Raw genomic sequence first — 20,516 nt, 5'->3', positions numbered from 1 at the left:
TCCGGCTCGTCGCGAGCCGGAACGTCTCAGCCGCGCCGGGTTCGCCGGATGCGCAGCCAATCCAGCGCTTGCGCAGAGGATTCCACGATCCGCGCGCCCTCGGGCAGCGGCGGGCGGTCCACCACGACCACCGGGATGCCCGCGGCGCGGGCGGCGGCGAGTTTGGCCTCCGTCTGCTCCCCGCCGCTGTCCTTCGTGACGAGCGCGTCGATCCGATACTCCGCGAGCAGCCGCGCTTCGTCCTGCACCGCGAACGGCCCACGGGCGAGGAGCAATTCGTGCCGCGGCGGCAGCGCGCCCTCCGGCGGGTCGATGGCACGAATCAGAAACCAGGGCCGGTCGAGTCCCGCGAACGCGTCGACGCCTTGTCTGCCGATGGTCAGGAACACGCGCTCGCCGAACGTGCCGACTGCCGTCGCGGCCGCGGGGAGATCAGGTACACGCATCCAGCGGTCCCCTGCCTGCTCGACCCACCTGGGCCGGCGCAGGTGCACCAGCGGCACACCCGAAGCTCGCGCGGCGACTGCCGCGTTGGCGCTGATGGCCGCCGCGAACGGATGGGTGGCGTCGACCATCGCGGCCACGTCGTTGGCCGCGAGCCAGGCGCGTAGTCCTTCAGCGCCCCCGAAGCCGCCGACGCGGACCTCACCCTCGGGCAGCAAGGGTGCGCGCACACGACCGGCGAGCGAGGACACGATCTCGAATCCTCGCTCGCCGGAAGCGATGTGGGCCAGCTCCCGCGCTTCCCGGGTGCCGCCCAGAATCAGAATTCTCAGGGCTGGCCGCTGAAGTAGGCGATACCCGCGTTCAGCAGCGACGGCCCGCCCGCGACGGCCAGACCGATCAGCGCGCCGAGCACCGCGCCCGGCAGGATGCCGACACCGAAGAACACGATGCCGATGGCGGCGCCGATCAGGCCACCGACCAGAGCGCCGAGCGAGGCGCGCTGCAGTTCGGCGAAGAACCACTCCTGCGCGCCGATGAACTCGGCGGCGACCGGCGCGTTCGCGGTCGGCGCGACCTGCGGCGTCAGCGTGAGCTGCCTGCCCTCGTCGGCGACGGCCGCGGCGATCCGGACCTCCTGACCCTTGGCCGTCGCGGTGAGCGGAATGCTGGTGACGGTCTCGCCCGCGGAGTTCTTCAGCGTGACCGCCCTATTGTCGGTGTCGACGCTGAACGCGCCCCCGGTCACGCTGGTGACCACCGACTTGCCCGCGTCGGCGAGTTGCAGCGCGTAACCGACGCCCTGATCGCTGCCGGTGACGGTGGGCGCCGCAGCGGCCTGGTCCTGCACCGCGGGCGGCACCGGGGCGGCGTAGGAAGTACCGGCGGCCACTCCGGTAGCGGCGACAGCCAGCAATGCGGTAGCGGCGAACTTCTTGTATCTCATCTATCTCCCCAACAGGAATCGGATTTCCGGTCAATGATCGGAACTCGGCCCCGACCCTACCGCGTGACCAATAACATGTTCACGCCTCCGCGGGGAAGGATCGCGCGGTTTTCACCACCGACCACTGTGTGACCGGAAGCTGCGGACGCCAGGTGGTGAAGGAGCCCAGTGGTTCCCCGCGATAGATCTGGAACTTCCGCAATATGCCGCCCTGGGCGTTCGACCAGTTGAGCAGCAACGATTCCGATTCCGCCGTGACCGCGTTCGCGACGAGCCTGCCGCCCTGACGCAACTGCGCCCAGCATGTCTCGAGCACGCCATCCTGGGTCAGGCCACCACCGACGAAAATCGCGTCGGGCGCGACGATTCCGGTATCGGCGGCGAGTTCGCCACGCACTTCGCCGCGCACCTGGATGTGCGGCACGCCCAGAACCGTGGCATTGTCGGCGATCTGGCGTCGCCTGCGCTCGAGCCGCTCGAACGCGACGGCCCGGTTCCCCGCATGCGCCCGGCACCATTCGATGGCGATGCTGCCCGAACCGCCGCCCACATCCCACAGCAATTCCCCGGGCGCGGGCGCCAGGGCCGCCAGCGTCAGCGCGCGGACCTCGTGCTTGGTGAGCTGGCCGTCGCCGCCGAACAATTCGTCCGGCAGTCCGGGCATGCGGGTGGCGCGCGGCCGGTCCGGGTCGGCCGAGCAGGTGATCGCCACGACGTTCAGCGGGTCGCCCGGCGGGTGTTCCCACTGCCGCGCGATTCCGGCGCGGCGCCGTTCGGCGGAACCGCCCAGTTGCTCGAGGACCGTCAGCTCCGAACCGCCGAAACCGTGGCCCCCGAGCAGTCGCGCCAGATCCCGCGGTGTGCGCTCGTCGGCGCTGAGCACCAGCAGCCGCCTGCCGTCGGCCAGCTCGGGCAGCACCGTCGCCAACGGACGCCCGACCACGCTGACCACCGGCGTTTCGGCCAGCGGCCAGCCAAGGCGGGCGCAGGCCAGGGAGGCGGAAGACGGTTGCGGCAGCACCCGCAGCGCCTGCGCGCCCAGCAATCGAGCCAAGGTGACGCCGATTCCGTAGAACATCGGATCGCCGCTGGCCAGGACGCACAACCGCGCCCCGCCATGCCGTTCGAGGAGGCCGGGCAGCGCGGGCAGTAGAGGCGACGGCCACGTCACCCGGTGCGCCGCCACGGTGGGCGGCACGAGCGCGAGCTGGCGCACGGAACCGAACAAGACCTCGGCGTCACCGACGGCCTCCCGCGCGGCGCGACCGAGGCCGTCCCAGCCGTCGGCGCCGATTCCGACGACCGTGACCGGTGTTCCTGTCCACGACCCGGGCGCGGCGCTCATCGAGGCATCCGGCGCCAGATCGGTTGTGGCAGTAGACGCATCGCGAAGAACACCGGTCGCAGGATTCCGGGCACCCAGACTCGGCTCGCGCCCCGGCGCAGACCCTTGACCACCGCGTCGGCAACCTGATCCGGGGTGCTGGAGAACGGCGCCGGGGACATCCCCTCGGTCATCCGCCCGATCACGAACCCGGGACGGACCAGCAGCAACCGCACGCCAGTGCCGTACAGGGCGTCCGCGAGACCGGAGGCGAATCCGTCGAGTCCCGCTTTGGCCGAACCGTAGACGTAGTTCGCGCGCCGGACCCGCACACCGGCGACCGAGCTGAACACGACGATCTGCCCTGCGCCCTGCGCGCGCAACAGATTCGCCACCGTGGTGAGAACGCCGGCCTGGGCGACGAAGTCGGTATGCAGGATCGCCGCCGCGTGGGCGGGATCCCGCTCGGCGCGCTGCTGATCGCCGAGCACACCGAAGGCGAGCACCGCGATCCCGATCGGCCCGTGCTCGGCGGCGATCTTCTCCAGCAACGCCGGATGACCCGCCATGTCGTCGGCGTCGAATTCGACGGTGTGCACTTCACTCGCGCCCGCCGCGGTGATCTCCGCGCGCTGCGCGTCCAATTCGCCGCTGCGCCGGGCCGCCAGAACCACCGCTCGTCCCGGCGCCAGCCGTCGCGCCACCTCGAGTCCGATCTCGCTCCGCCCGCCCAACAGCAGCACGGTCCCGTCGGACAAACCACGCGTTCCCATGCGCCTCAGTCTGTCATTGGCACGGGCGGGGCTCGTCATCGCGCACCGGCGCGGTTCGGGCTGATGCGGCGGGGGCGGGCGCCGACGGCTACGGTCGGAGGATGCCGACGAGTACTGCTGAGCTCTCGCCCGCCGCCCTCGAGTTCGTCGCCGAACGGCACCTCGCCACGCTGACGACCTTGCGTGCGGACGGAACGCCCCATGTGGTGGCGGTGGGATTCACCTGGGACCAAGAGGCCGGGATCGCGCGCGTGATCACCAACGACGGGTCGGTGAAGGTACGCAACGTGCGCCGCTCCGGCTACGCGGCGGTCAGCCAGGTCGACGGCATCCGGTGGCTCACGCTGGAGGGCCCGGCCACCGTGCTCCAGGCACCCGACGAGGTGGCCGAGGCGGTCGAGCGGTACGCGGGTCGTTATCGCGTGCCCCGGGAGAACCCGACCCGCGTGGTGATCGCCATCCAGGTCCGGCGCGTCCTGTCCAGCAGCACGCTGGTCGCACCGGCCGGGGACGGCGCGGCGGGCGGGTACGGCGCGGGCGCTTAGCGCCTCCGCCGGACGCCTTCCTCGCCGCCGTCAGCCGTCGATCACAGCACCGTCAGGCCGTGCGGCCGCTTGTTCAGGGATTCACCGCCTTCTTCGGTGACGATCACGATGTCCTCGATGCGCGCGCCCCACTCGCCGCGGAAGTAGATGCCAGGCTCCACGCTGAATGCCATGCCGGGCTGCAGGACGAGGTCGTTGCCCGCGACGATGTAGGGCTCCTCGTGCACCGACAGGCCGATGCCGTGTCCGGTGCGGTGCACGAATGCGGGCCCGAAACCGGCTTCGGTCAAGGGGTTTCGCGCCGCGTCGTCGACCGCGGCCGCGGTGACGCCCGGGCGGACGGCCGCGACCGCCGCGGCCTGCGCGCGTTCCAGCTCGGCGAACCGGGCGGCGATCTCCGGATCGGGCTCGCCCAGGACGTAGGTCCGGGTGGAGTCGGAGTAATAGCCGGGTTCGACCGGACCGCCGATGTCGACGACCACCACATCGCCTGCCTCGATCCGGCGCTCGGACACGCCGTGATGCGGGTCCGCCCCGTGCGGACCGCTGCCGACGATGACGAATGCCGCCTCGGTGTGCCCCTCGGCCACGATCGCGGCCTCGATATCGCGGCCGACCTCCGCCTCGGTACGCCCCACCTGCAAGAAATCGCCCATCCGCGCGTGCACCCGGTCGATCGCCGCACCCGCCCGGCGCAGCGCGTCCACCTCGGCCGGGTCCTTGATCATGCGCAGTTCGCGCAGGACGGGAGTGGCGGACACCGGCAGGCCGGTGAACGACTCGGCCAGCGGCAGCAGATGCAGTGCGGGCATGACATCGGCCACGGCCACCCGGGAACCCACGTGCAGCGCTGACTTCACCAGCGCGTACGGGTTGGTTCCGTCGACCCAGTCCAGCACTTGCAGACCCAGTTCGCCCGCCGCGGAGCCCTCCAGCGACGCCAGCTCCAATTTCGGGATCACGACCGACGGCGTCGCACCGTCGGCGGGGATCACCAGGCAGGTCAGCCGCTCGAACGACTCGGCCGCCGAGCCGATCAGGTAGCGCAGGTCGGGGCCGGGAGTGATCAGCAGGGCGTCGAGGTGGGCGGCCCGCATCAGCTCCACCGCCCGCTCCAGCCGTGCACCGTAGACGTCCGCCGCGAACCTCGAATCCGTATGCGAGCTCATTCGTCCGACGTTACCCGCCGGGCGGGCCCGGCGAACGCCGAACTTCGTCAGGGTGGTGTCGGTGCGACCGAGTAGCCTCAGCCCGTGACCTCTGCTTCCGGTGGGCCCCTGCTGCTGTTGGACGGAGCCAGTCTGTGGTTCCGCGCCTTCCACGCCATCCCCGACAAGATCACCGCACCCGACGGCCGGTCGGTGAACGCGCTGCGTGGTTTCACCGACATGGTGGCGTCGCTGATCACCCGGTTCGCCCCGAGCCGACTGGTGGTGTGCCTGGATCTGGACTGGCGCCCGTCGTATCGAGTCGAGCTGGTCCCGTCCTACAAGGCACACCGGCTGGACACGTCGCCCGATGCCGCACCCGGCGCCGAGACCGTTCCCGACAGGCTCACCCCGCAGGTCGAGATGATCCTCGAGGTGCTCGACGCCGCAGGGATCGCGACCGGAGGGGCGGAGGGCTTGGAAGCCGACGACGTGCTGGGCACCCTGGCGACTCGTGAGCGCACCGACGAGGTGGTCGTGGTCAGCGGCGATCGTGACTTGCTGCAGCTCGTCCGGGACGAGCCCGCGCCTGCGGTACGGGTGTTCTACGCCGGACGGGGGCTGGCCAAGGCGGAATTGTTCGGCCCGGCCGAGGTGTCGGCGAAGTACGGTGTGCCGCAGCGGAACGCCGGCCCGGCCTATGCCGACATGGCGACGCTGCGCGGCGACGCCTCGGACGGATTGCCCGGAGTGGCGGGCATCGGCGAGAAATCCGCCGCCACCTTGATCTCCCGTTTCGGCTCCCTGGACGCCCTCGTCGCGGCTGTCGAGGACCCCGGCGCCGACCTGTCGCAAGGCGTGCGTGCCCGGCTGCGCGCCGCCGAGGACTACTTGAAGGCCGCCGCACCGGTCGTGCGGGTGGTCTGCGACGCCGAGGTAGCCCTGTCCCGCGACGACGTCCTCCCCACCGAACCGGCCGACCCGGCCCGCCTACACGCCCTGGCCACCGCCTACAACGCGGAAAGCCCGGTCACCCGCCTGATCACGGCACTCGCCACCCGCACCGCCTGACCGGAGGCCGAAGCTGGTCGCACCTGTCGCGAAGAGCCATCCGATGCGCAACCGAGCACTCGACGTTCGGACTCGCGACTCGTGGCTGCCGAACGAGAGCGGCATCCGCTCTGACACCCGCGCCGACCAGCATCGGTGTCCGCTACCGAAGCCATCGGCGGCAGTTGCACGCGACCACTCCGGCTCACCCCCGTCTGCACTACCGTCGCCGAAACCACTCTGAGGTCCGCCACAAATCGCCGGTATGGCTTCCCTCCACTGGCGAAAGCGAACGGCGAGGTCCGCACGGCCTGACACTCTCAGCTCACCTCTGCCACAGGTTCGGAGCGAAGCGAGACCGAGCATCCGCCGTCCGCGGCCCGGCTCGCGCAAACGCGAGCCATAAGAGGGCCGCGAACACCCAGCGCGGCAGGCGCTGGAGAAACGAACACAGCTCAGCTGGGGCGACCGACCTCGTAGGTGCCGTCGTCCTTGGTGATCTTGATGCTCACCTTCTTGGCCTCGCCGCTGACCTTCACGCTGCATTCGAAGGTGGCATCGACCTTGACTTCCTGGCCGGAGGGGCAGGAGACGTCGCTGATGTCCTGGATGCCGTAGGAATCCGACAACACCTTCTTCACGCCGTCCTGCACGGCGGCCTGGTCCAACTGGTCCTTGGCGGTCAACACGAGCACGAGCGCGACGATCGCGCCGACCACGGCGACACCGAGCACCGACAGCCCGATGATCAGGCCTTTGTTCTTGCCGCCCTGCTGCGGAGGCTGCTGTCCGGGACCGCCCCACTGCTGCTGCGGCTGCCCCCACTGCGGCTGCTGCCCCGGCTGGCCCCAGTCCTGCTGCTGCGGTTGGCCCCACTGCGGCTGCTGGCCCTGAGCGGGCTGCTGGCCCCACTGCGGTTGCTGCGGTTGCTGCGGCTGCTGGCCCCACTGCTGCTGGGGCTGTCCCCATTGCTGCTGAGGTTGCTGCTCACCCCAGTGCTGGGTCGGCTGCGCCGAGGCCGGGGTCTGCGGCTGACCGCTCCACTGCTGCGTGGGACCGGACCCGCCCGGCGCCTGCTGTCCACCCCACTGCTGGGTGGGATCGTTGCGTCCCTCCCCGGGGTCGTTCGGTCCGTAAGGGCCGCTCATTTGCTTGCCTCCACTCGCATCGTTGTACACACGGTAGCCCCCCGCGTGGGCCTCGTCGCATGACACGACTACTCCGCCACGGTCGGTACGCGAAAGAAATCAAATCACAATCGAATCCGCCGTGTTGATATTGCCGCCCGCCGCGTGCCCGGCGCTCACGCCGCTCAGGCGGCGTCCACCGCCACGACGCCTCGCCGGATCGCCCGCACCGCCTTGGCCGCGGTGGCGGCGACCTCGAGATCGTCGGCGGTGCCGTGGATCTGATCGAGCAGATCGATCACCTGCCTGCACCAACGCACGAAGTCACCGGCCGACAGCGGCGCGCCTTGGTCGCCGCTGGCGAGCAACGACTCGGCCAACCCATCGCCGCGTGCCCATTTGTAAATGCCGTCGACGAAACCGAGATCGGGTTCCCTGGTCGGCGGCAGCTTGTGTCGCGCCTCGTCGGAGCGCAGCTCGGACCAGACGCCGATGGTCGCGCCTACCGCGCGCCGGATCGGAGCCGTCGGTCCGGTCGCGCCGAGATAGCCGCCCTCCTGGCGGGATTCGTACACCAGGATCGAGACCACACCGGCCAGTTCGGCCGGGCCGAGACCGCGCCACAACCCCTTCCTGAGGCATTCGGCTACCAGCAGATCGCTTTCCGCGTAGATGCGCGCCAACCGGCGTCCGTCCGCGGTCACCTCGCTCTCGTGCACGAATCCACGTTCCTCCAGCAGACCGAGGATCCGATCGAACGTGCGCGCCAGCGAATTGGTGGTCGCGGCAACCTTCTGGCGCATCGCCTCCGTTTCGCGCTGCAACCGGTTGTAGCGCTCGCCGATCCGGGCCAGCTGCTCGCGATCGGGCATGGAGTGCGCCGGATGGGCACGCAGGCTCCGGCGCAAGGTGGCCAGTTCCCGGTCGTCGGCCGCGGCGGACTGCCTGCCGCGACGTGGCCTGCCCGGCACCGAGATTCCCGTGCTGCGCAGCGCGGAGGCCAGGTCGCGGCGGATGCGCGCGGTGCGGTGATCCACCCGGCGCGGCAGCCGCATGTGCCCGAGCGCCTCGGCGGGCACCGGGAAGTCGGCGACCGAAACCCGTCCGGCCCACTTGTCCTCGGTGAGCACCAGCGGCCGCGGATCGCCCGGCGTCGCGTCCGGCTCCAGGATCACCGCGAGCCCGGCGCGGCGGCCGGACGGAATCGCCACCACGTCACCACGCCGCAGCGCGCCGAGCGCGTCTACGGCGGCGCCGCGCCGGTCGGCACGGCTCTGCTGGGCCAACTGCCGCTCCCGCTGCTTGATCCGCTCCCGCAGCGACAGGTACTCGAGGAACCCGCCTTCGGCACCGCCGAGCTGGTCGCGCAACTTGCCCAGCGCTCCCTCGTTGCGCTCGATGCCGCGCACCAGCCCGACCACCGACCGATCCGCCTGGAACTGGGCGAACGATCGCTCCAGCAGGGCGCGCGACTCGTCGGCACCCATCCGATCGATGAGGTTGATCGACATGTTGTAGCCCGGCCGGAACGAGCTGCGCAGCGGATAGGTGCGCGTCGAGGCCAGGCCTGCGACCGCGCTGGTGTCCACCTCGGGCTGCCACAACACCACCGCGTGGCCTTCTACGTCGATGCCGCGCCGCCCCGCACGCCCGGTCAGCTGGGTGTACTCCCCGGGCGTGAGCTCCGCGTGCGACTCGCCGTTGAACTTGACCAGCCGTTCCAGCACCACCGTGCGGGCGGGCATGTTGATGCCGAGCGCCAGCGTCTCGGTGGCGAAGACGGCACGCACCAGCCCGTTGACGAACAGCTCTTCGACGGTGTGCCGGAACGCGGGCAGCATCCCGGCGTGATGCGCGGCGAGGCCGCGGTGCAGCGCCTCACGCCACTCCCAGTAGCCGAGCACCTCCAGATCGGCCTTGGGCAGATCGCCGGTGTGCTTGTCGATGATCGCGTCGACCTCGTCGCGCTCCTCCGGACGACTCAGGTCCAGCCGCGAGCGCAGGCACTGGGCGAGCGCGCCGTCGCATCCCGCCCGGCTGAAGATGAACGTGATCGCGGGCAGCAAGCCCTCTTCGTCCAGCTTGGCGAGCACCTCCGGCCGCGGCAGCGGGCGGAAATCCCGGCGCGGGCCACCGCGGCCGTTGCGCGGGGCGCCCCAGCTGTTCATCCGGTCGGCCGCCTCACGGTGGCGGATGAACCGCACCAGGTCTTCGTCGACGAGCACCCTCTGCTCGGTGGATTTGGTGTCGAACAGGTCGAACATCCGCCGTCCCACCATCACGTGCTGCCACAGCGGAACCGGCCTGGTCTCGTCGACCACCACCGCGGTGTCGCCGCGCACGGTCTCCATCCAGGCGCCGAACTCCTCTGCGTTGCTCACCGTGGCCGAAAGGCTGACCAGCCGCACGTCCGGGGACAGGTGCAGGATGACCTCCTCCCACACCGCGCCGCGGAACCGGTCGGCGAGGTAGTGCACCTCGTCCATCACGACATAGGACAGCCCGCGCAGCGCGTCCGAGGAGGCGTAGAGCATGTTGCGCAGCACCTCGGTGGTCATGACGACCACCGGCGCGTCGGGATTGATCGATTGGTCGCCGGTCAGCAGTCCGACCTGGTCGCGGCCGTAACGCTCGGTGAGGTCGGCGAACTTCTGGTTCGACAGCGCCTTGATGGGTGTGGTGTAGAAGCACTTCCCGCCCGCCGCCAGCGCCAGGTGAACGGCGAACTCGCCGACGACCGTCTTTCCCGCGCCGGTGGGGGCACAGACGAGTACGCTGTGGCCTTCTTCGAGCGCCGCACAGGCTTCGCGCTGAAACGGATCCAGCCGGAACTTCAGCTCGGCGGAAAATGCGGTCAACTCGCCCGTCTGCGACCGGTCAACTGTCACTCGTCAGAGCGTATCGGAGTAGTCCGACACCGGTCGTGCGGATTTCTCCGCGGGCGTACCGATCGACCCGGCCGGATCGATCGGTGACGGGGCGCCGAGTTCGGAGGCCTCCTCGTCCGACAGCGCACCCCAGCCCTCGCGCTCCTTGCGCGCCCGGCGCAGGTCGTTGACCCGGGAGAACTGGATCGCCACCTCGAACAACACCGTCAACGCCAAGGCCAGCGCCAGCATCGAGAAGGGATCCTGCGGAGTCACGATCGCCGCGAAGACGAACAACCCGAAGGTGATCCCCCGCCGCCACGCCTTCAGGCGCTCGTAGGTCAGCACGCCGACCAGGTTCAACCCGACGATCAGCAACGGCGTCTCGAAACTGACCCCGAAGATGATCAGCAACTGGATGATGAACGAGAAATATTGCGACCCGCTCAACGCCGTGATCTGCACGTTGTCGCCGATGGTCAGCAAGAAGCTCAACGCGTGCGCGATCACCACGTAGGCCAGCACCGCGCCGGCGGCGAACAACACCGTGCCCGAGGAGACGAACCCGACCGCGTACTTGCGCTCCTTCGCGTACAGCCCGGGGGTGATGAACGCCCACAACTGGTACAGCCAGATCGGCGCCGCCAGCACCACGCCTGCGGTCAGGCCGACCTTCAACCGCAGCGTGAACTGCTCGAACGGCGCGGTCGCCAGCAGACGGCACTCGCCGTCCGGGGTCAACGACGCACGGGCCGACGAGGGCAGCGAGCAATACGGCCCGCGCAGGATCTCACCGAGGCTCTCGATCCCGAGGAACCCGTGCCCGTACCACAGGAACCCGAGCACCGTCGTCGCGATCACCGCGGCGATCGACACGAGCAACCGGTAACGCAGCTCCTGCAGATGCTCGACCAACGACATGGTGCCGTCGGGATTGGTCCTGCGCTTACTGCGTCGCGGATCGAACGGGATTCGCATGGTTGGTGATCGCCCCTGGGTTCACGTGCCTCGCACGGCTCGGCAACAGCACTGAGTCCGGAGTGAGTTCTTCCTCACTCCGGCGCGAGCGGCTCCGCTCAGACCGATTTCTGCTCGGTGCGGGGCTCGGTGGCCTGCTGCGTCGGCTGCTGCGCGGCGGGCAACTGCGGTGCGGGCTGCTGAGCCTGCGCGCCGCTGGTTGGCGCGTTGCTCTCGTTCTGCATCTGACTGACCTCGCTCTTGAAGATGCGCAACGATCGGCCCAGACTGCGGGCCGCGTCGGGCATCCGCTTCGCGCCGAAGAACATCACGAAGACCACCGCAATGATCAGCCAGTGCCAGATGCTCAGACTGCCCATGATCTACCTCCCAAGACTGTGATGTTTCGATGCTACCGGAGGGTGACGTGCGCGAACGCCGCCGTCACCGCTCGTTCGCCCTGCGTTCGGGCGCGGCTCCCGCCGCTGCGGCCCGCAGCTGGCCGAGCAGCTCCCGTCCGGTCCACGCGCGCCTGCCGCCCTGCTCGGCCGCGACGATCAATTCGATCAGCCGCTGATTCACCGGCGTCGGCATCCCGACCATCGCGCCCAGTTCGACGATTTCCCCGCACAGCCAGGATATTTCGGTGGTACGGCCCAGCTCCAGGTCGTCCGCCATGGACGAACGCGCCATCGGATCGATGGCCAGCACCTGCCCGGCTACCCGCAGGAAGAGGCCGTCGGGAACGGTCAGCAGCGCGGCCATCACCCGGGGCGGCAGCGGGGTCAGCCGGGCGGGGCGAATTCGCGCCTTGTTCATCACCTCGAGCGCTTCGCGTTGGGTGAGCGCGAGGCAACGGCGGTAGTCCCGGTCGGCGAGTTCTTCCCGCAGCGGGCGCCCCGACAGCGCGTTGACCGGGTTGTTCAGGTTCAGCAGCAGCTTCGCCCACTGCACCGGCCGCAGGTCGGGATACCGGCGCAGGCCGAGCCCCGCTCGCTCGAATACGTCCAGGAACGGCGCCAGAGCCGGATCGTCCTGTACCGCGAGACCGCCCTCGGTGCCGCGATGGAAACGCCCGCCGGGGTGGTGCACGACGTTGAACATCACCATTCCGGCCAGGACCACGCAGTGCGGCAGGATCTCCCGGATCACCGAGTCGTTGCCGATGCCGTTCTGCAGGCTGAGCACGACGGTGCCCGGCCGGATCTTGCCCGCGAGGTCGCGCACCGCCTCCGCCGTCGCCGCCGATTTCACCGTGACCAGCACCAGGTCCGCCGAGCCGACGTCATCCGGTTCGGTGGCGCGGTGGAATCGATCCGGCGGCAACGCGTCGTCGCCGCCGTCGAGGTCGGTGAGCCGGAGCCCGGACGCGCCGAGTTCATCGAGCACGCGCCTGCGGCCGACCAGGGTGACCTCCGCGCCCGCTACACCGAGCTTGCCGCCGACGAAGTTGCCGATGCTGCCCGCGCCTACCACCAGCACACGACTGTTCATGCCGGTAGGGCCTCTGCCTTCCTCATCTGGCCTCCAGGTATCCGGCTTCCTCGTAGGCGGCCAGCGCGGCGTTCGACCGCTCACGCACCGCCGCCACCAGCTCCGGCGGGCCGAGGACGGTGACACCCGCCCCGAAACCGAGCAGCAGGCGGGCCATCCAGTCCAGCGTGGCGAACCGCATGGTCGCCTCCAGGCTGCCGTCGGGATGCACCGCCAGCCGATGCATCGGGTACTGATCCAGCACCCAAGCGTAATCGGCGTGAATCCGCAAGCGCGCCAAGGCGACCGCGGGATCGTCTTGGAACAGGTCCAGGCCCGCCGTCGCGTCGGTGGCATGCACGGGCGGCCGGGCGAGTTCGTCCAGCTCGGTCGCGGCCTCGATCCGGTCGAAGCGGAACAGCCGCACCCCCTCGGCCTGCCTGCACCACGCTTGCAGGTAGCTGTTGTCGTCCACGAGGACGATGCGGATCGGGTCGACGATGCGTTCGGACACCACGTCGCGACTGGCGGAGTAGTACACCAACCGCAGCGCACGGCCGAGCGCCAGCGCCGACCGCACGGCGGCCACCGCGGGCGCCTCCGGCGGCGGGGTTCGCGACCGCCCGTTCTCCGCGAGTTCCGCGCCGCCCGCGATCGCCGCTTCGATCTTCGCGATGGCCGCGTGGGCCGCCGTCGGGTCCACCATGCCGGGCATGTCGACGATCGAGCGCAGCGCGACCAGCAACGCGGTCGCCTCGGTGGAGGTCAACCGCAACGGACGGTCGATGCCTGCGGAGAAGGTGACCTCGATGCTCTCCTCGGAGAACGACAAGTCGATCAGGTCGCCCGGACCGTACCCGGGAAGTCCGCACATCCACAGCTGATTGAGGTCGCTCATCAACTGTTTGGTGGTCACGCCCAGGTCGGCGGCGGCCTCGGCCGCGCTGATGCCCGGGTGGGCGATGAAGTACGGGATCATGTTGAGCAGCCGGGACAGCCGGACCGAGAGCCGCGAGCTCATGCCCGCACCTCCGTGCGGTCGAACACCGAACGCAGCCGCGCGATGACATCGGCACGCAGCGACTCGGGGGCGAGTACCACGGCGTCCGGGCCCAGGCCGGTGATCAGCCGGGCCAGCCAATCGCGGGATCGCACCGGAAGCTCGACGACGGCGCCCGTACGGCCGCCGACGACGCGCTCACCGGTCACCTGGCCGAGCCTGCGGATCTCCCGCCCGCGCCCTTCGGCCACCCAGACCGTCGCCGAGCCGCTGACCGGCGCGGTGCTGGTGACCTGGTCGACGATGGCGCGCAGGTCGACGCCCTCCGGCTTGTGGACGGCGTTGCGCGGGCCATACGCGGTCACATCGTCGCCGATGCGGGACAGCCGGAAACTGCGCACCGCGTCCCTGTCCCGGTCGTGCCCGACCAGGTACCAGCGGCCGTGATGGGTGACGACGCCCCACGGTTCGACGTCGCGCATGAGATAGGGGGCGTTGATCGCGCCGCGGTGCTCGAACCGCACCGCCTGGCCCGCGTCGATCGCGGCGAGGAGTTTGCCGAGCACGGGTTCGGAGCCCCGAGCGCGGGCCGGAACCGCGGGCACGGACGCCACGGCGGCGTCGGTTTCCACGTGGATGCCCGCCGCGCGCAGTTTGAGCAACGCCCCCTCCGCGGCGGCGGCGAGTTCCGGCGATTCCCACATCTGCACGGCCACCGCGACGGCGGCGGCCTCCTGATCGCTCAGATCGATGTCGGGTAGCTCGTAGGCGTCGCGGTTGATCCGGTAGCCCTCCACCGTCGAGTACCGGCTCACCGGACCGACTTCCAGCGGAATCCCCAGATCACGCAGCTCGTTCTTGTCCCGCTCGAACATCCGGCTGAACGCCTCGTCGCTGGCGGAGTCCTCGTATCCGGCCACGCTCACCCGGATCCGCTCGGCGGTCAGGAACTGCCGGGTCGACAGCAGCGCGATGACCAGATTCATCAGCCGCTCGACCTTGGATATCGCCACCCGATAGAGGGTAATCTGCGCAGCCGGGCTGTGTTGGTTCGGCCGCTACTTCGTAGCGGCGTGTTCGCGGCCCTCTCATCGCTCGCGTTTGCGCGACCGCCGCTTGCTCCTTCGTCGCCTACGCGGCGGCCGCGTAGGCGCGCGCCGGGCCGCGAACGGCGCAGGCTCGGTCTGGCTTCGCTCGAAACCTGTGGTCGAGGTGCTTGGGCGCGTCGGTGAGCAACGTACTGACCTCGGCATCCGCCGTTACGAGCGAGCCGCGCGCAGGTACGACTTTGTCGGTGTAGCCGAAGTTATGGAAACAGCAGACCGAACGGCGTTCCGCTAGGTGGCTCGACAGTCGTTGAGGGCTCGACAATCGTCGAGCCGCCGCGACACAGTCATTGAGATGCGCGGGCCATCAGTCTTCCGACAAGTAGCGCTCGACCTTGTCCACCTTGGCGGTCATCGCATCCGTCACGCCGGGACGGATGTCGGCCTTCAACACCAAGCTGCAGCGTGGAGCGACGGCGAGGATAGCGTCGGTCGCCTGTTTCACGACGGCCATCACCTCGTCCCATTCGCCCTCGACGGTGGTGAACATGGCGTCGGTGCGATTGGGCAGTCCGCTGGCGCGCACCACGCGGACCGCTTCGGCGACGGCGCGCCCGACGTCGACGCCGGTCCCGAGCGGTGTGACGGAGAAGGCGATGATCATGCCTCGATCATGCCCGCAGGCGTCGGAATTACATCGATGCGATCAGGCGATCTACGCGCTCGTCGACCGAACGGAACGGGTCCTTGCACAGCACGGTGCGCTGCGCCTGGTCGTTCAGCTTCAGGTGCACCCAGTCGACGGTGAAATCGCGTCCCGCCTCCTGGGCCGCGGTGATGAAGTCACCACGCAGCTTGGCCCTGGTGGTCTGCGGCGGGGTGTCCACCGCGGCGTCCACGGCCTCGTCCTCGGTGACCCGCTTGGCCAGCCCCTTGCGCTGCAGCAGGTCGAAGACGCCGCGTCCGCGCTTGATGTCGTGATAGGCCAGATCCAGCTGGGCGATCTTGGGATCGGACAACTCCATGCCGTACCGGTCCTGGTAGCGCTGGAACAGCTTGCGCTTGATCACCCAGTCGATCTCGGTGTCGACCTTCGCGAAGTCCTGCGCCTCGACCGCGTCCAGGGTGCGGCCCCACAGGTCGACCACCTGATCGATCTGGGGATCGCGGTCCCGATTGCGCAGATGCTCCACGGCGCGCGCGTAGTACTCGCGCTGGATGTCCAGGGCGCTGGCCTGCCGACCGCCTGCCAGGCGCACCGGGCGCCGACCGGTCAAGTCGTGGCTCACCTCGCGGATCGCGCGGATCGGATTGTCCAGCGCGAAGTCGCGGAACGAGACACCCGCCTCGATCATCTCCAGCACCAAGGCGGCCGTGCCGACCTTGAGCATGGTGGTGGTCTCGGACATGTTGGAGTCGCCGACGATCACGTGCAGCCGGCGGTACTTCTCCGCGTCCGCGTGCGGCTCGTCGCGGGTGTTGATGATCGGCCGCGAGCGGGTGGTCGCCGAGGAGACGCCCTCCCAGATGTGCTCGGCGCGCTGCGACAGGCAGAACGTGGCGGCCTTCGGCGTCTGCAGCACCTTGCCCGCGCCGCAGATCAGCTGCCGGGTGACCAGGAACGGCAGCAGCACGTCGGAGATCCGGGAGAACTCGCCCGCGCGCACCACCAGGAAGTTCTCGTGGCAGCCGTAGGAGTTGCCCGCCGAGTCGGTGTTGTTCTTGAACAAGTAGATGTCGCCGCCGATGCCTTCTTCGGCCAGACGCTGCTCGGCGTCGATCAGCAACTCTTCGAGGACCCGTTCGCCCGCGCGGTCGTGGGTCACCAATTGCGCCAGGTTGTCGCATTCCGCGGTCGCGTACTCCGGATGCGACCCGACATCGAGGTAGAGCCGGGCACCGTTGCGGAGGAACACGTTCGAGCTACGGCCCCAGGACACCACCCGGCGGAACAGATACCGGGCCACCTCGTCGGGGGACAGTCGACGGTGACCGTGGAAGGTGCATGTCACACCGAACTCGGTCTCGATCCCCATAATTCGTCGCTGCACACCATCGACATTACAGCCAAGTCGAGGTCTTGCGTGGGGCACCGAACAACCCGTATGCATACGTCTTCACAACGATTTGGCCCGCTTTGTCGGAATTTGCCCGGGTGAAACGCCGGTTTCGCCGGAGGATGCACAGTTCGGCCCGGCCCCGGACATGCCGATACGGCCCGCGAACCAAGCGTCGTTCGCGGGCCGTCGAGTTCGTCGGCCCGGCGGATCACTCCGCCGACGGAGTCTCCTTCGCCGACGGTTTCTCATCCTTCGGCTCGGAGCCGGTCTCCTCCGCCGCGGGCTTCTCGGCCGCCTCCGCCGGACTCAGCAGACGCTCCAGCGTGGCGTTGGGCACCCGCCGGAACGCCCGGCGCGGACGCGCCTGCTCCAAGGTCGCGACCTCGAGCGAGCTCACGCCCAGCACCCGCTTCTCCTTCTCCGCGCCTTCCGGAACGCCCGCCTGCAACGCGCGCACCGCGACGCCGACCGCGGAGGCCAGGTCCAGACCCGGCTGGTACGACGACTTCAGCGCGGTGACGATCGGCTCCGTGGTGCCGCCCATCACCACGAACTCGCGCTCGTCCACGATCGACCCGTCGAAGGTGATCCGGTACAGCACCGATTGCGCGGCCTGCTCCGGATAACCCACCTCCGCCACACAGATCTCCACCTCGTACGGCTTGAGCTGATCGGTGAAGATCGTGCCGAGCGTCTGCGCGTAGGCATTGGCCAGCGCCCGGCCGGTGACATCGCGGCGGTCGTACTGATACCCGCGAATGTCGGCCTGCAGGATGCCGCCCCTGCGCAGATTCTCGAACTCGTTGTACTTGCCGACCGCGGCGAACCCGATGCGGTCGTAGAGCTCACTCACCTTGTGCAGCGTCGCGGACGGGTTCTCCGCGACGAACAGCACACCCTTGTCATACGTCAAGACCACGACGCTGCGCCCCCGAGCGATGCCCTTGCGGGCGAGCTCGGTCTTGTCGCGCATGATCTGCTCGGCCGACGCGTAGTACGGCAACGTCATGATCAGGCGCTCCCTTCTTCGGCGGCCTCGCGGTCGGCGACGATGCCGCGGGTGATCTCCGCCAGCCGCGACTCGGTCACCTCGACCGCACCCTCCTCATCGATCACGATCGCCGTCGGGAAGATGCCGCGCACCAGATCCGGGCCACCCGTCGCGGTGTCGTCGTCGGCCGCGTCGAACAGCGACTCGACAGCGATGCGCAACGCGCGATCCTGATCGATTCCCTTGGCGTACAACTTCTTCAGCGAGGACTTCGCGAACATCGAGCCGGAACCGACCGCGGCGTACCCGAATCGCTCCTCGCTGCGTCCACCCACCACATCGAACGAAACGATGCGGCCCGCCTTGTCGGCATCGGTGGCGTCCAGGTCGTAGCCGACCAGCATCGGCACCACCGCCAGACCCTGCAGGGCCGCGGGCAGATTCTCCCGCACCATCTTCGACAGCTTGTTGGCCTTGCCGTCGAAGGTCAGCGGCACGCCCTCGAGCTTCTCGTAGTGCTCCAGTTCCACCGCGAAGATCCGCACCATCTCCACCGCCATGCCCGCGGTGCCTGCGATGCCCGCCGCGGAATAGCTGTCGGTGATGTAGACCTTCTCGATATCCCGGCTGGCCAGCAGGTTCCCCTGGGTGGCACGGCGGTCACCGGCGATCAGCACACCGCCGCGATAACTCACCGCCACGATGGTGGTGCCGTGCGGAGCGATCTCCTTCGCGGAAGTGCCGCCGGGGATTCCGGCGGCACCCTGTCCGAACCTGTTGCTGGGCAAAAGATCCGGAGCATGCATGCGGAGATAGTCGGAGAAGGAAGAAAGGGCGTACCCCAGGTGGAGACGCGAGGGGTCACCGACTGTCACTGGCCACCTTTCTGCACGTACGCGCGGACGAAGTCCTCGGCGTTCTCCTCGAGCACGTCATCGATCTCGTCGAGCAGGTCGTCGGTTTCCTCCGCCAGCTTTTCGCGGCGCTCCTGACCGGCGGCGTCTACACCGTCGGGGCCCTCGTCCTCGTCGCCACCCCCGGCGCGCTTGGTCTGCTCTTGTGCCATGGCAGCCGACCTCCTCTGTCCTCACCATGATCGGGACCCATGGTGAGCACGGTCCCGATCATGAGCATTGTCCGTGCTCGTCCCTCAACACTACCTACCAGCACCGACAGTGTGCCTATTTTGTGTGGCGGTGTTGGTCTCGCGCAGGTGGACTATGTGGTCAGCTGCTCCACCAGGTCCGCGGCGGTGGTCACGCCGTCCAGGAGTTTGCCGACGTGGGCCTTCGTGCCGCGGCGGGGTTCCAGGGTGGGGATGCGGACCAGGGAGTCGCCGCCCAGGTCGAAGATCACCGAGTCCCAGCTGGCCGCCGCGATGTCGGCGCCGAAGCGGCGCAGGCATTCGCCGCGGAAGTAGGCGCGGGTGTCGGTGGGCGGGTTGGTCATGGCGTCGAGGACCTGCTGCTCGGTGACCAGCCGCTTCATCGAGCCACGGGCGACCAGGCGGTTGTAGAGCCCCTTGTCCAGGCGCACGTCGGAGTACTGCAGATCCATAAGGTGCAGCTTGGGGGCCGCCCAGCCGAGGCCCTCGCGGCTGCGCATGCCCTCGAGCAGGCGCAGCTTGGCCGGCCAGTCGAGCAGGTTCGCGCACTCCATCGGATCGCGTTCGAGCAGGTCCAGGACCATCGCCCAGTTCTCGATGATGTCCTGGACGCGCTTGTCGTCGTTGCCGGTGCGGTCGACGAACTTGATCACCCGGTCCAGGTAGACGCGCTGCAACGCGAGACCGGTCAGCTCGCGGCCGTCGGCGAGCGCGACCGTCGCCCGCAGCGTGGGGTCGTGACTGATGGTGTGCACCGCGGTGACCGGGCGGGCCAGCTGCAGATCCGACAGGTCCTCGCCCGCTTCGATCAGGTCGAGGACCAAGGCGGTGGTGCCGACCTTGAGGTAGGTGGACATCTCGGCCAGGTTGGCGTCACCGATGATGACGTGCAGTCTGCGGTATTTGTCGGCATCGGCGTGCGGTTCGTCGCGGGTGTTGATGATGCCCCGTTTGAGCGTGGTCTCCAGGCCGACCTCGACCTCGATGTAGTCCGAACGCTGGGACAGCTGGAAGCCCGCGTGGTCGCCGGACTGGCCGATGCCGACCCGGCCGGAGCCGCACACCACCTGGCGGGACACGAAGAACGGCGTGAGCCCGACGATGATCTGGTTGAACGGGGTGTCCCGGCTCATCAGGTAGTTCTCGTGGGTGCCGTACGAGGCGCCCTTGCCGTCGACGTTGTTCTTGTACAGCTGCAGCCGCGGAGCCCCGGGCACGCTCGAGGCGTGCCGCGCGGCGGCCTCCATCACCCGCTCGCCCGCCTTGTCCCAGATCACCGCGTCCAGGGGGTCGGTGACCTCGGGCGCGGAGTATTCCGGGTGGGCATGGTCGACGTAGAGCCGGGCGCCGTTGGTGAGGATCATGTTCGCGGCGCCCACCTCGTCGGCGTCGATCACCGGCGCGGGACCGTTCATCCGGCTCAGGTCGAATCCGCGGGCGTCACGCAGCGGCGACTCCACCTCGTAGTCCCAGCGCGTGCGCTTGGCGCGCGGCACGCCCTCCGCCGCGGCGTAGGCCAGGACCGCCTGGGTCGAGGTGAGGATCGGGTTGGCCGACGGCTCGGTCGGGGTCGAGATGCCGTATTCGACCTCTATTCCGATGATGCGCTGCATGGCATCGAGCCTAAGTCACGCACCCCGCCCGACCTCCCGCGACCGGC

The 20,516-nt window shown here is 69.2% G+C and carries 20 protein-coding genes; 2 read left to right on the top strand and 18 right to left on the bottom strand.

The annotated features are described in order from the left end of the window. Positions 1-26: 26 nt before the first annotated feature. From ACIA5H_RS22880 to ACIA5H_RS22865, 4 genes are all read right to left on the bottom strand, one after another. The gene (locus tag ACIA5H_RS22880; RefSeq protein ID WP_379251915.1) at positions 27-770 is read right to left on the bottom strand and encodes a cobalt-precorrin-6A reductase; all 744 of its coding nucleotides are present in this window, start codon (positions 768-770) and stop codon (positions 27-29) included. Positions 771-772: 2 nt separating this feature from the next. Next, a complete protein-coding gene (locus ACIA5H_RS22875; protein ID WP_356962073.1) occupies positions 773-1,390 on the bottom strand; it encodes a hypothetical protein in 618 nt (205 codons plus the stop codon). Positions 1,391-1,469: 79 nt separating this feature from the next. Next, positions 1,470-2,735 (bottom strand): precorrin-6y C5,15-methyltransferase (decarboxylating) subunit CbiE, encoded by a 1,266-nt coding sequence (gene cbiE, locus ACIA5H_RS22870; RefSeq protein ID WP_397077287.1) that lies wholly within the window; start codon positions 2,733-2,735, stop codon positions 1,470-1,472. Beyond that, positions 2,732-3,487: an SDR family NAD(P)-dependent oxidoreductase gene (locus ACIA5H_RS22865; protein ID WP_397077286.1), complete on the bottom strand. Its 756-nt coding sequence runs from the start codon at positions 3,485-3,487 to the stop codon at positions 2,732-2,734. Before ACIA5H_RS22865 ends, cbiE begins: the two co-directional genes overlap by 4 nt. A 101-nt stretch (positions 3,488-3,588) precedes the next feature. On the opposite strand from ACIA5H_RS22865, the gene ACIA5H_RS22860 reads away from it, so the two are divergent. Beyond that, the gene (locus ACIA5H_RS22860; RefSeq protein ID WP_397077285.1) at positions 3,589-4,032 is read left to right on the top strand and encodes a PPOX class F420-dependent oxidoreductase; all 444 of its coding nucleotides are present in this window, start codon (positions 3,589-3,591) and stop codon (positions 4,030-4,032) included. A gap of 41 nt (positions 4,033-4,073) precedes the next feature. Here ACIA5H_RS22860 and ACIA5H_RS22855 read toward each other — a convergent pair whose 3' ends face one another. Continuing rightward, complete coding sequence (locus ACIA5H_RS22855) at positions 4,074-5,201, bottom strand: M24 family metallopeptidase (RefSeq protein ID WP_397077284.1); 1,128 nt, start codon at positions 5,199-5,201, stop codon at positions 4,074-4,076. An 84-nt stretch (positions 5,202-5,285) separates the two neighbouring features. Between ACIA5H_RS22855 and ACIA5H_RS22850 the strand changes: the two genes are divergently transcribed. Beyond that, positions 5,286-6,251 (top strand): 5'-3' exonuclease H3TH domain-containing protein, encoded by a 966-nt coding sequence (locus ACIA5H_RS22850; RefSeq protein ID WP_379251733.1) that lies wholly within the window; start codon positions 5,286-5,288, stop codon positions 6,249-6,251. Positions 6,252-6,685: 434 nt separating this feature from the next. Here ACIA5H_RS22850 and ACIA5H_RS22845 read toward each other — a convergent pair whose 3' ends face one another. The 13 genes from ACIA5H_RS22845 to dop form a co-directional block, all read right to left on the bottom strand. After that, the gene (locus tag ACIA5H_RS22845; RefSeq protein ID WP_397077283.1) at positions 6,686-7,378 is read right to left on the bottom strand and encodes a DUF4333 domain-containing protein; all 693 of its coding nucleotides are present in this window, start codon (positions 7,376-7,378) and stop codon (positions 6,686-6,688) included. A 164-nt stretch (positions 7,379-7,542) separates the two neighbouring features. Continuing rightward, positions 7,543-10,245 carry a DEAD/DEAH box helicase gene (locus ACIA5H_RS22840; RefSeq protein ID WP_397077282.1) on the bottom strand — a complete coding sequence of 901 codons (2,703 nt, stop codon included), beginning with the start codon at positions 10,243-10,245 and terminating at the stop codon, positions 7,543-7,545. A gap of 3 nt (positions 10,246-10,248) precedes the next feature. Further along, the gene (gene tatC, locus ACIA5H_RS22835; protein ID WP_355077569.1) at positions 10,249-11,202 is read right to left on the bottom strand and encodes a twin-arginine translocase subunit TatC; all 954 of its coding nucleotides are present in this window, start codon (positions 11,200-11,202) and stop codon (positions 10,249-10,251) included. A gap of 98 nt (positions 11,203-11,300) precedes the next feature. After that, complete coding sequence (gene tatA, locus ACIA5H_RS22830; RefSeq protein WP_355077567.1) at positions 11,301-11,561, bottom strand: Sec-independent protein translocase subunit TatA; 261 nt, start codon at positions 11,559-11,561, stop codon at positions 11,301-11,303. A gap of 64 nt (positions 11,562-11,625) precedes the next feature. Further along, positions 11,626-12,675 (bottom strand): 2-dehydropantoate 2-reductase, encoded by a 1,050-nt coding sequence (locus ACIA5H_RS22825; RefSeq protein ID WP_397077281.1) that lies wholly within the window; start codon positions 12,673-12,675, stop codon positions 11,626-11,628. Positions 12,676-12,697: 22 nt separating this feature from the next. Beyond that, the gene (locus ACIA5H_RS22820; protein ID WP_355077564.1) at positions 12,698-13,675 is read right to left on the bottom strand and encodes a YafY family protein; all 978 of its coding nucleotides are present in this window, start codon (positions 13,673-13,675) and stop codon (positions 12,698-12,700) included. Continuing rightward, positions 13,672-14,667 (bottom strand): YafY family protein, encoded by a 996-nt coding sequence (locus ACIA5H_RS22815; RefSeq protein ID WP_355077562.1) that lies wholly within the window; start codon positions 14,665-14,667, stop codon positions 13,672-13,674. Before ACIA5H_RS22815 ends, ACIA5H_RS22820 begins: the two co-directional genes overlap by 4 nt. A 400-nt stretch (positions 14,668-15,067) precedes the next feature. Beyond that, the gene (locus tag ACIA5H_RS22810) at positions 15,068-15,364 is read right to left on the bottom strand and encodes an MTH1187 family thiamine-binding protein (RefSeq protein WP_379251737.1); all 297 of its coding nucleotides are present in this window, start codon (positions 15,362-15,364) and stop codon (positions 15,068-15,070) included. 28 nt (positions 15,365-15,392) lie between these two features. Further along, the gene (gene pafA, locus ACIA5H_RS22805; RefSeq protein WP_174186519.1) at positions 15,393-16,751 is read right to left on the bottom strand and encodes a Pup--protein ligase; all 1,359 of its coding nucleotides are present in this window, start codon (positions 16,749-16,751) and stop codon (positions 15,393-15,395) included. Between the two features lie 217 nt (positions 16,752-16,968). After that, positions 16,969-17,769 carry a proteasome subunit alpha gene (prcA, locus tag ACIA5H_RS22800; protein ID WP_397077280.1) on the bottom strand — a complete coding sequence of 267 codons (801 nt, stop codon included), beginning with the start codon at positions 17,767-17,769 and terminating at the stop codon, positions 16,969-16,971. Between the two features lie 2 nt (positions 17,770-17,771). After that, entirely contained in the window at positions 17,772-18,626 is an 855-nt protein-coding gene (prcB, locus tag ACIA5H_RS22795) for a proteasome subunit beta (RefSeq protein ID WP_355077558.1), read from the bottom strand. Continuing rightward, the gene (locus tag ACIA5H_RS22790; protein WP_014986166.1) at positions 18,623-18,817 is read right to left on the bottom strand and encodes a ubiquitin-like protein Pup; all 195 of its coding nucleotides are present in this window, start codon (positions 18,815-18,817) and stop codon (positions 18,623-18,625) included. The genes prcB and ACIA5H_RS22790 overlap by 4 nt, the downstream gene beginning before the upstream one ends. A 152-nt stretch (positions 18,818-18,969) precedes the next feature. Further along, complete coding sequence (gene dop / locus ACIA5H_RS22785) at positions 18,970-20,469, bottom strand: depupylase/deamidase Dop (RefSeq protein WP_039798407.1); 1,500 nt, start codon at positions 20,467-20,469, stop codon at positions 18,970-18,972. Positions 20,470-20,516 lie beyond the last annotated feature (47 nt).

It is taken from the genome of Nocardia sp. NPDC051900 (assembly GCF_044452545.1).
Taxonomy (GTDB): Bacteria; Actinomycetota; Actinomycetes; order Mycobacteriales; family Mycobacteriaceae; genus Nocardia; species Nocardia sichangensis.
This window is presented reverse-complemented; position numbering and strand designations above follow the sequence as displayed.

What these genes read in the sequence shown, in the direction of transcription:
- ACIA5H_RS22855 (WP_397077284.1), bottom strand. Translation starts at nt 5,201, where the DNA reads ATGAGCTCGCATACGGATTCGAGGTTCGCGGCGGACGTCTACGGTGCA.
- ACIA5H_RS22845 (WP_397077283.1), bottom strand. Translation starts at nt 7,378, where the DNA reads ATGAGCGGCCCTTACGGACCGAACGACCCCGGGGAGGGACGCAACGAT.
- ACIA5H_RS22820 (WP_355077564.1), bottom strand. Translation starts at nt 13,675, where the DNA reads ATGAGCTCGCGGCTCTCGGTCCGGCTGTCCCGGCTGCTCAACATGATC.
- ACIA5H_RS22790 (WP_014986166.1), bottom strand. Translation starts at nt 18,817, where the DNA reads ATGGCACAAGAGCAGACCAAGCGCGCCGGGGGTGGCGACGAGGACGAG.
- cbiE (WP_397077287.1), bottom strand. Translation starts at nt 2,735, where the DNA reads ATGAGCGCCGCGCCCGGGTCGTGGACAGGAACACCGGTCACGGTCGTC.
- ACIA5H_RS22825 (WP_397077281.1), bottom strand. Translation starts at nt 12,675, where the DNA reads ATGAACAGTCGTGTGCTGGTGGTAGGCGCGGGCAGCATCGGCAACTTC.
- prcA (WP_397077280.1), bottom strand. Translation starts at nt 17,769, where the DNA reads ATGACGTTGCCGTACTACGCGTCGGCCGAGCAGATCATGCGCGACAAG.
- ACIA5H_RS22875 (WP_356962073.1), bottom strand. Translation starts at nt 1,390, where the DNA reads ATGAGATACAAGAAGTTCGCCGCTACCGCATTGCTGGCTGTCGCCGCT.
- tatA (WP_355077567.1), bottom strand. Translation starts at nt 11,561, where the DNA reads ATGGGCAGTCTGAGCATCTGGCACTGGCTGATCATTGCGGTGGTCTTC.
- dop (WP_039798407.1), bottom strand. Translation starts at nt 20,469, where the DNA reads ATGCAGCGCATCATCGGAATAGAGGTCGAATACGGCATCTCGACCCCG.
- ACIA5H_RS22865 (WP_397077286.1), bottom strand. Translation starts at nt 3,487, where the DNA reads ATGGGAACGCGTGGTTTGTCCGACGGGACCGTGCTGCTGTTGGGCGGG.
- ACIA5H_RS22860 (WP_397077285.1), top strand. Translation starts at nt 3,589, where the DNA reads ATGCCGACGAGTACTGCTGAGCTCTCGCCCGCCGCCCTCGAGTTCGTC.
- tatC (WP_355077569.1), bottom strand. Translation starts at nt 11,202, where the DNA reads ATGCGAATCCCGTTCGATCCGCGACGCAGTAAGCGCAGGACCAATCCC.
- ACIA5H_RS22810 (WP_379251737.1), bottom strand. Translation starts at nt 15,364, where the DNA reads ATGATCATCGCCTTCTCCGTCACACCGCTCGGGACCGGCGTCGACGTC.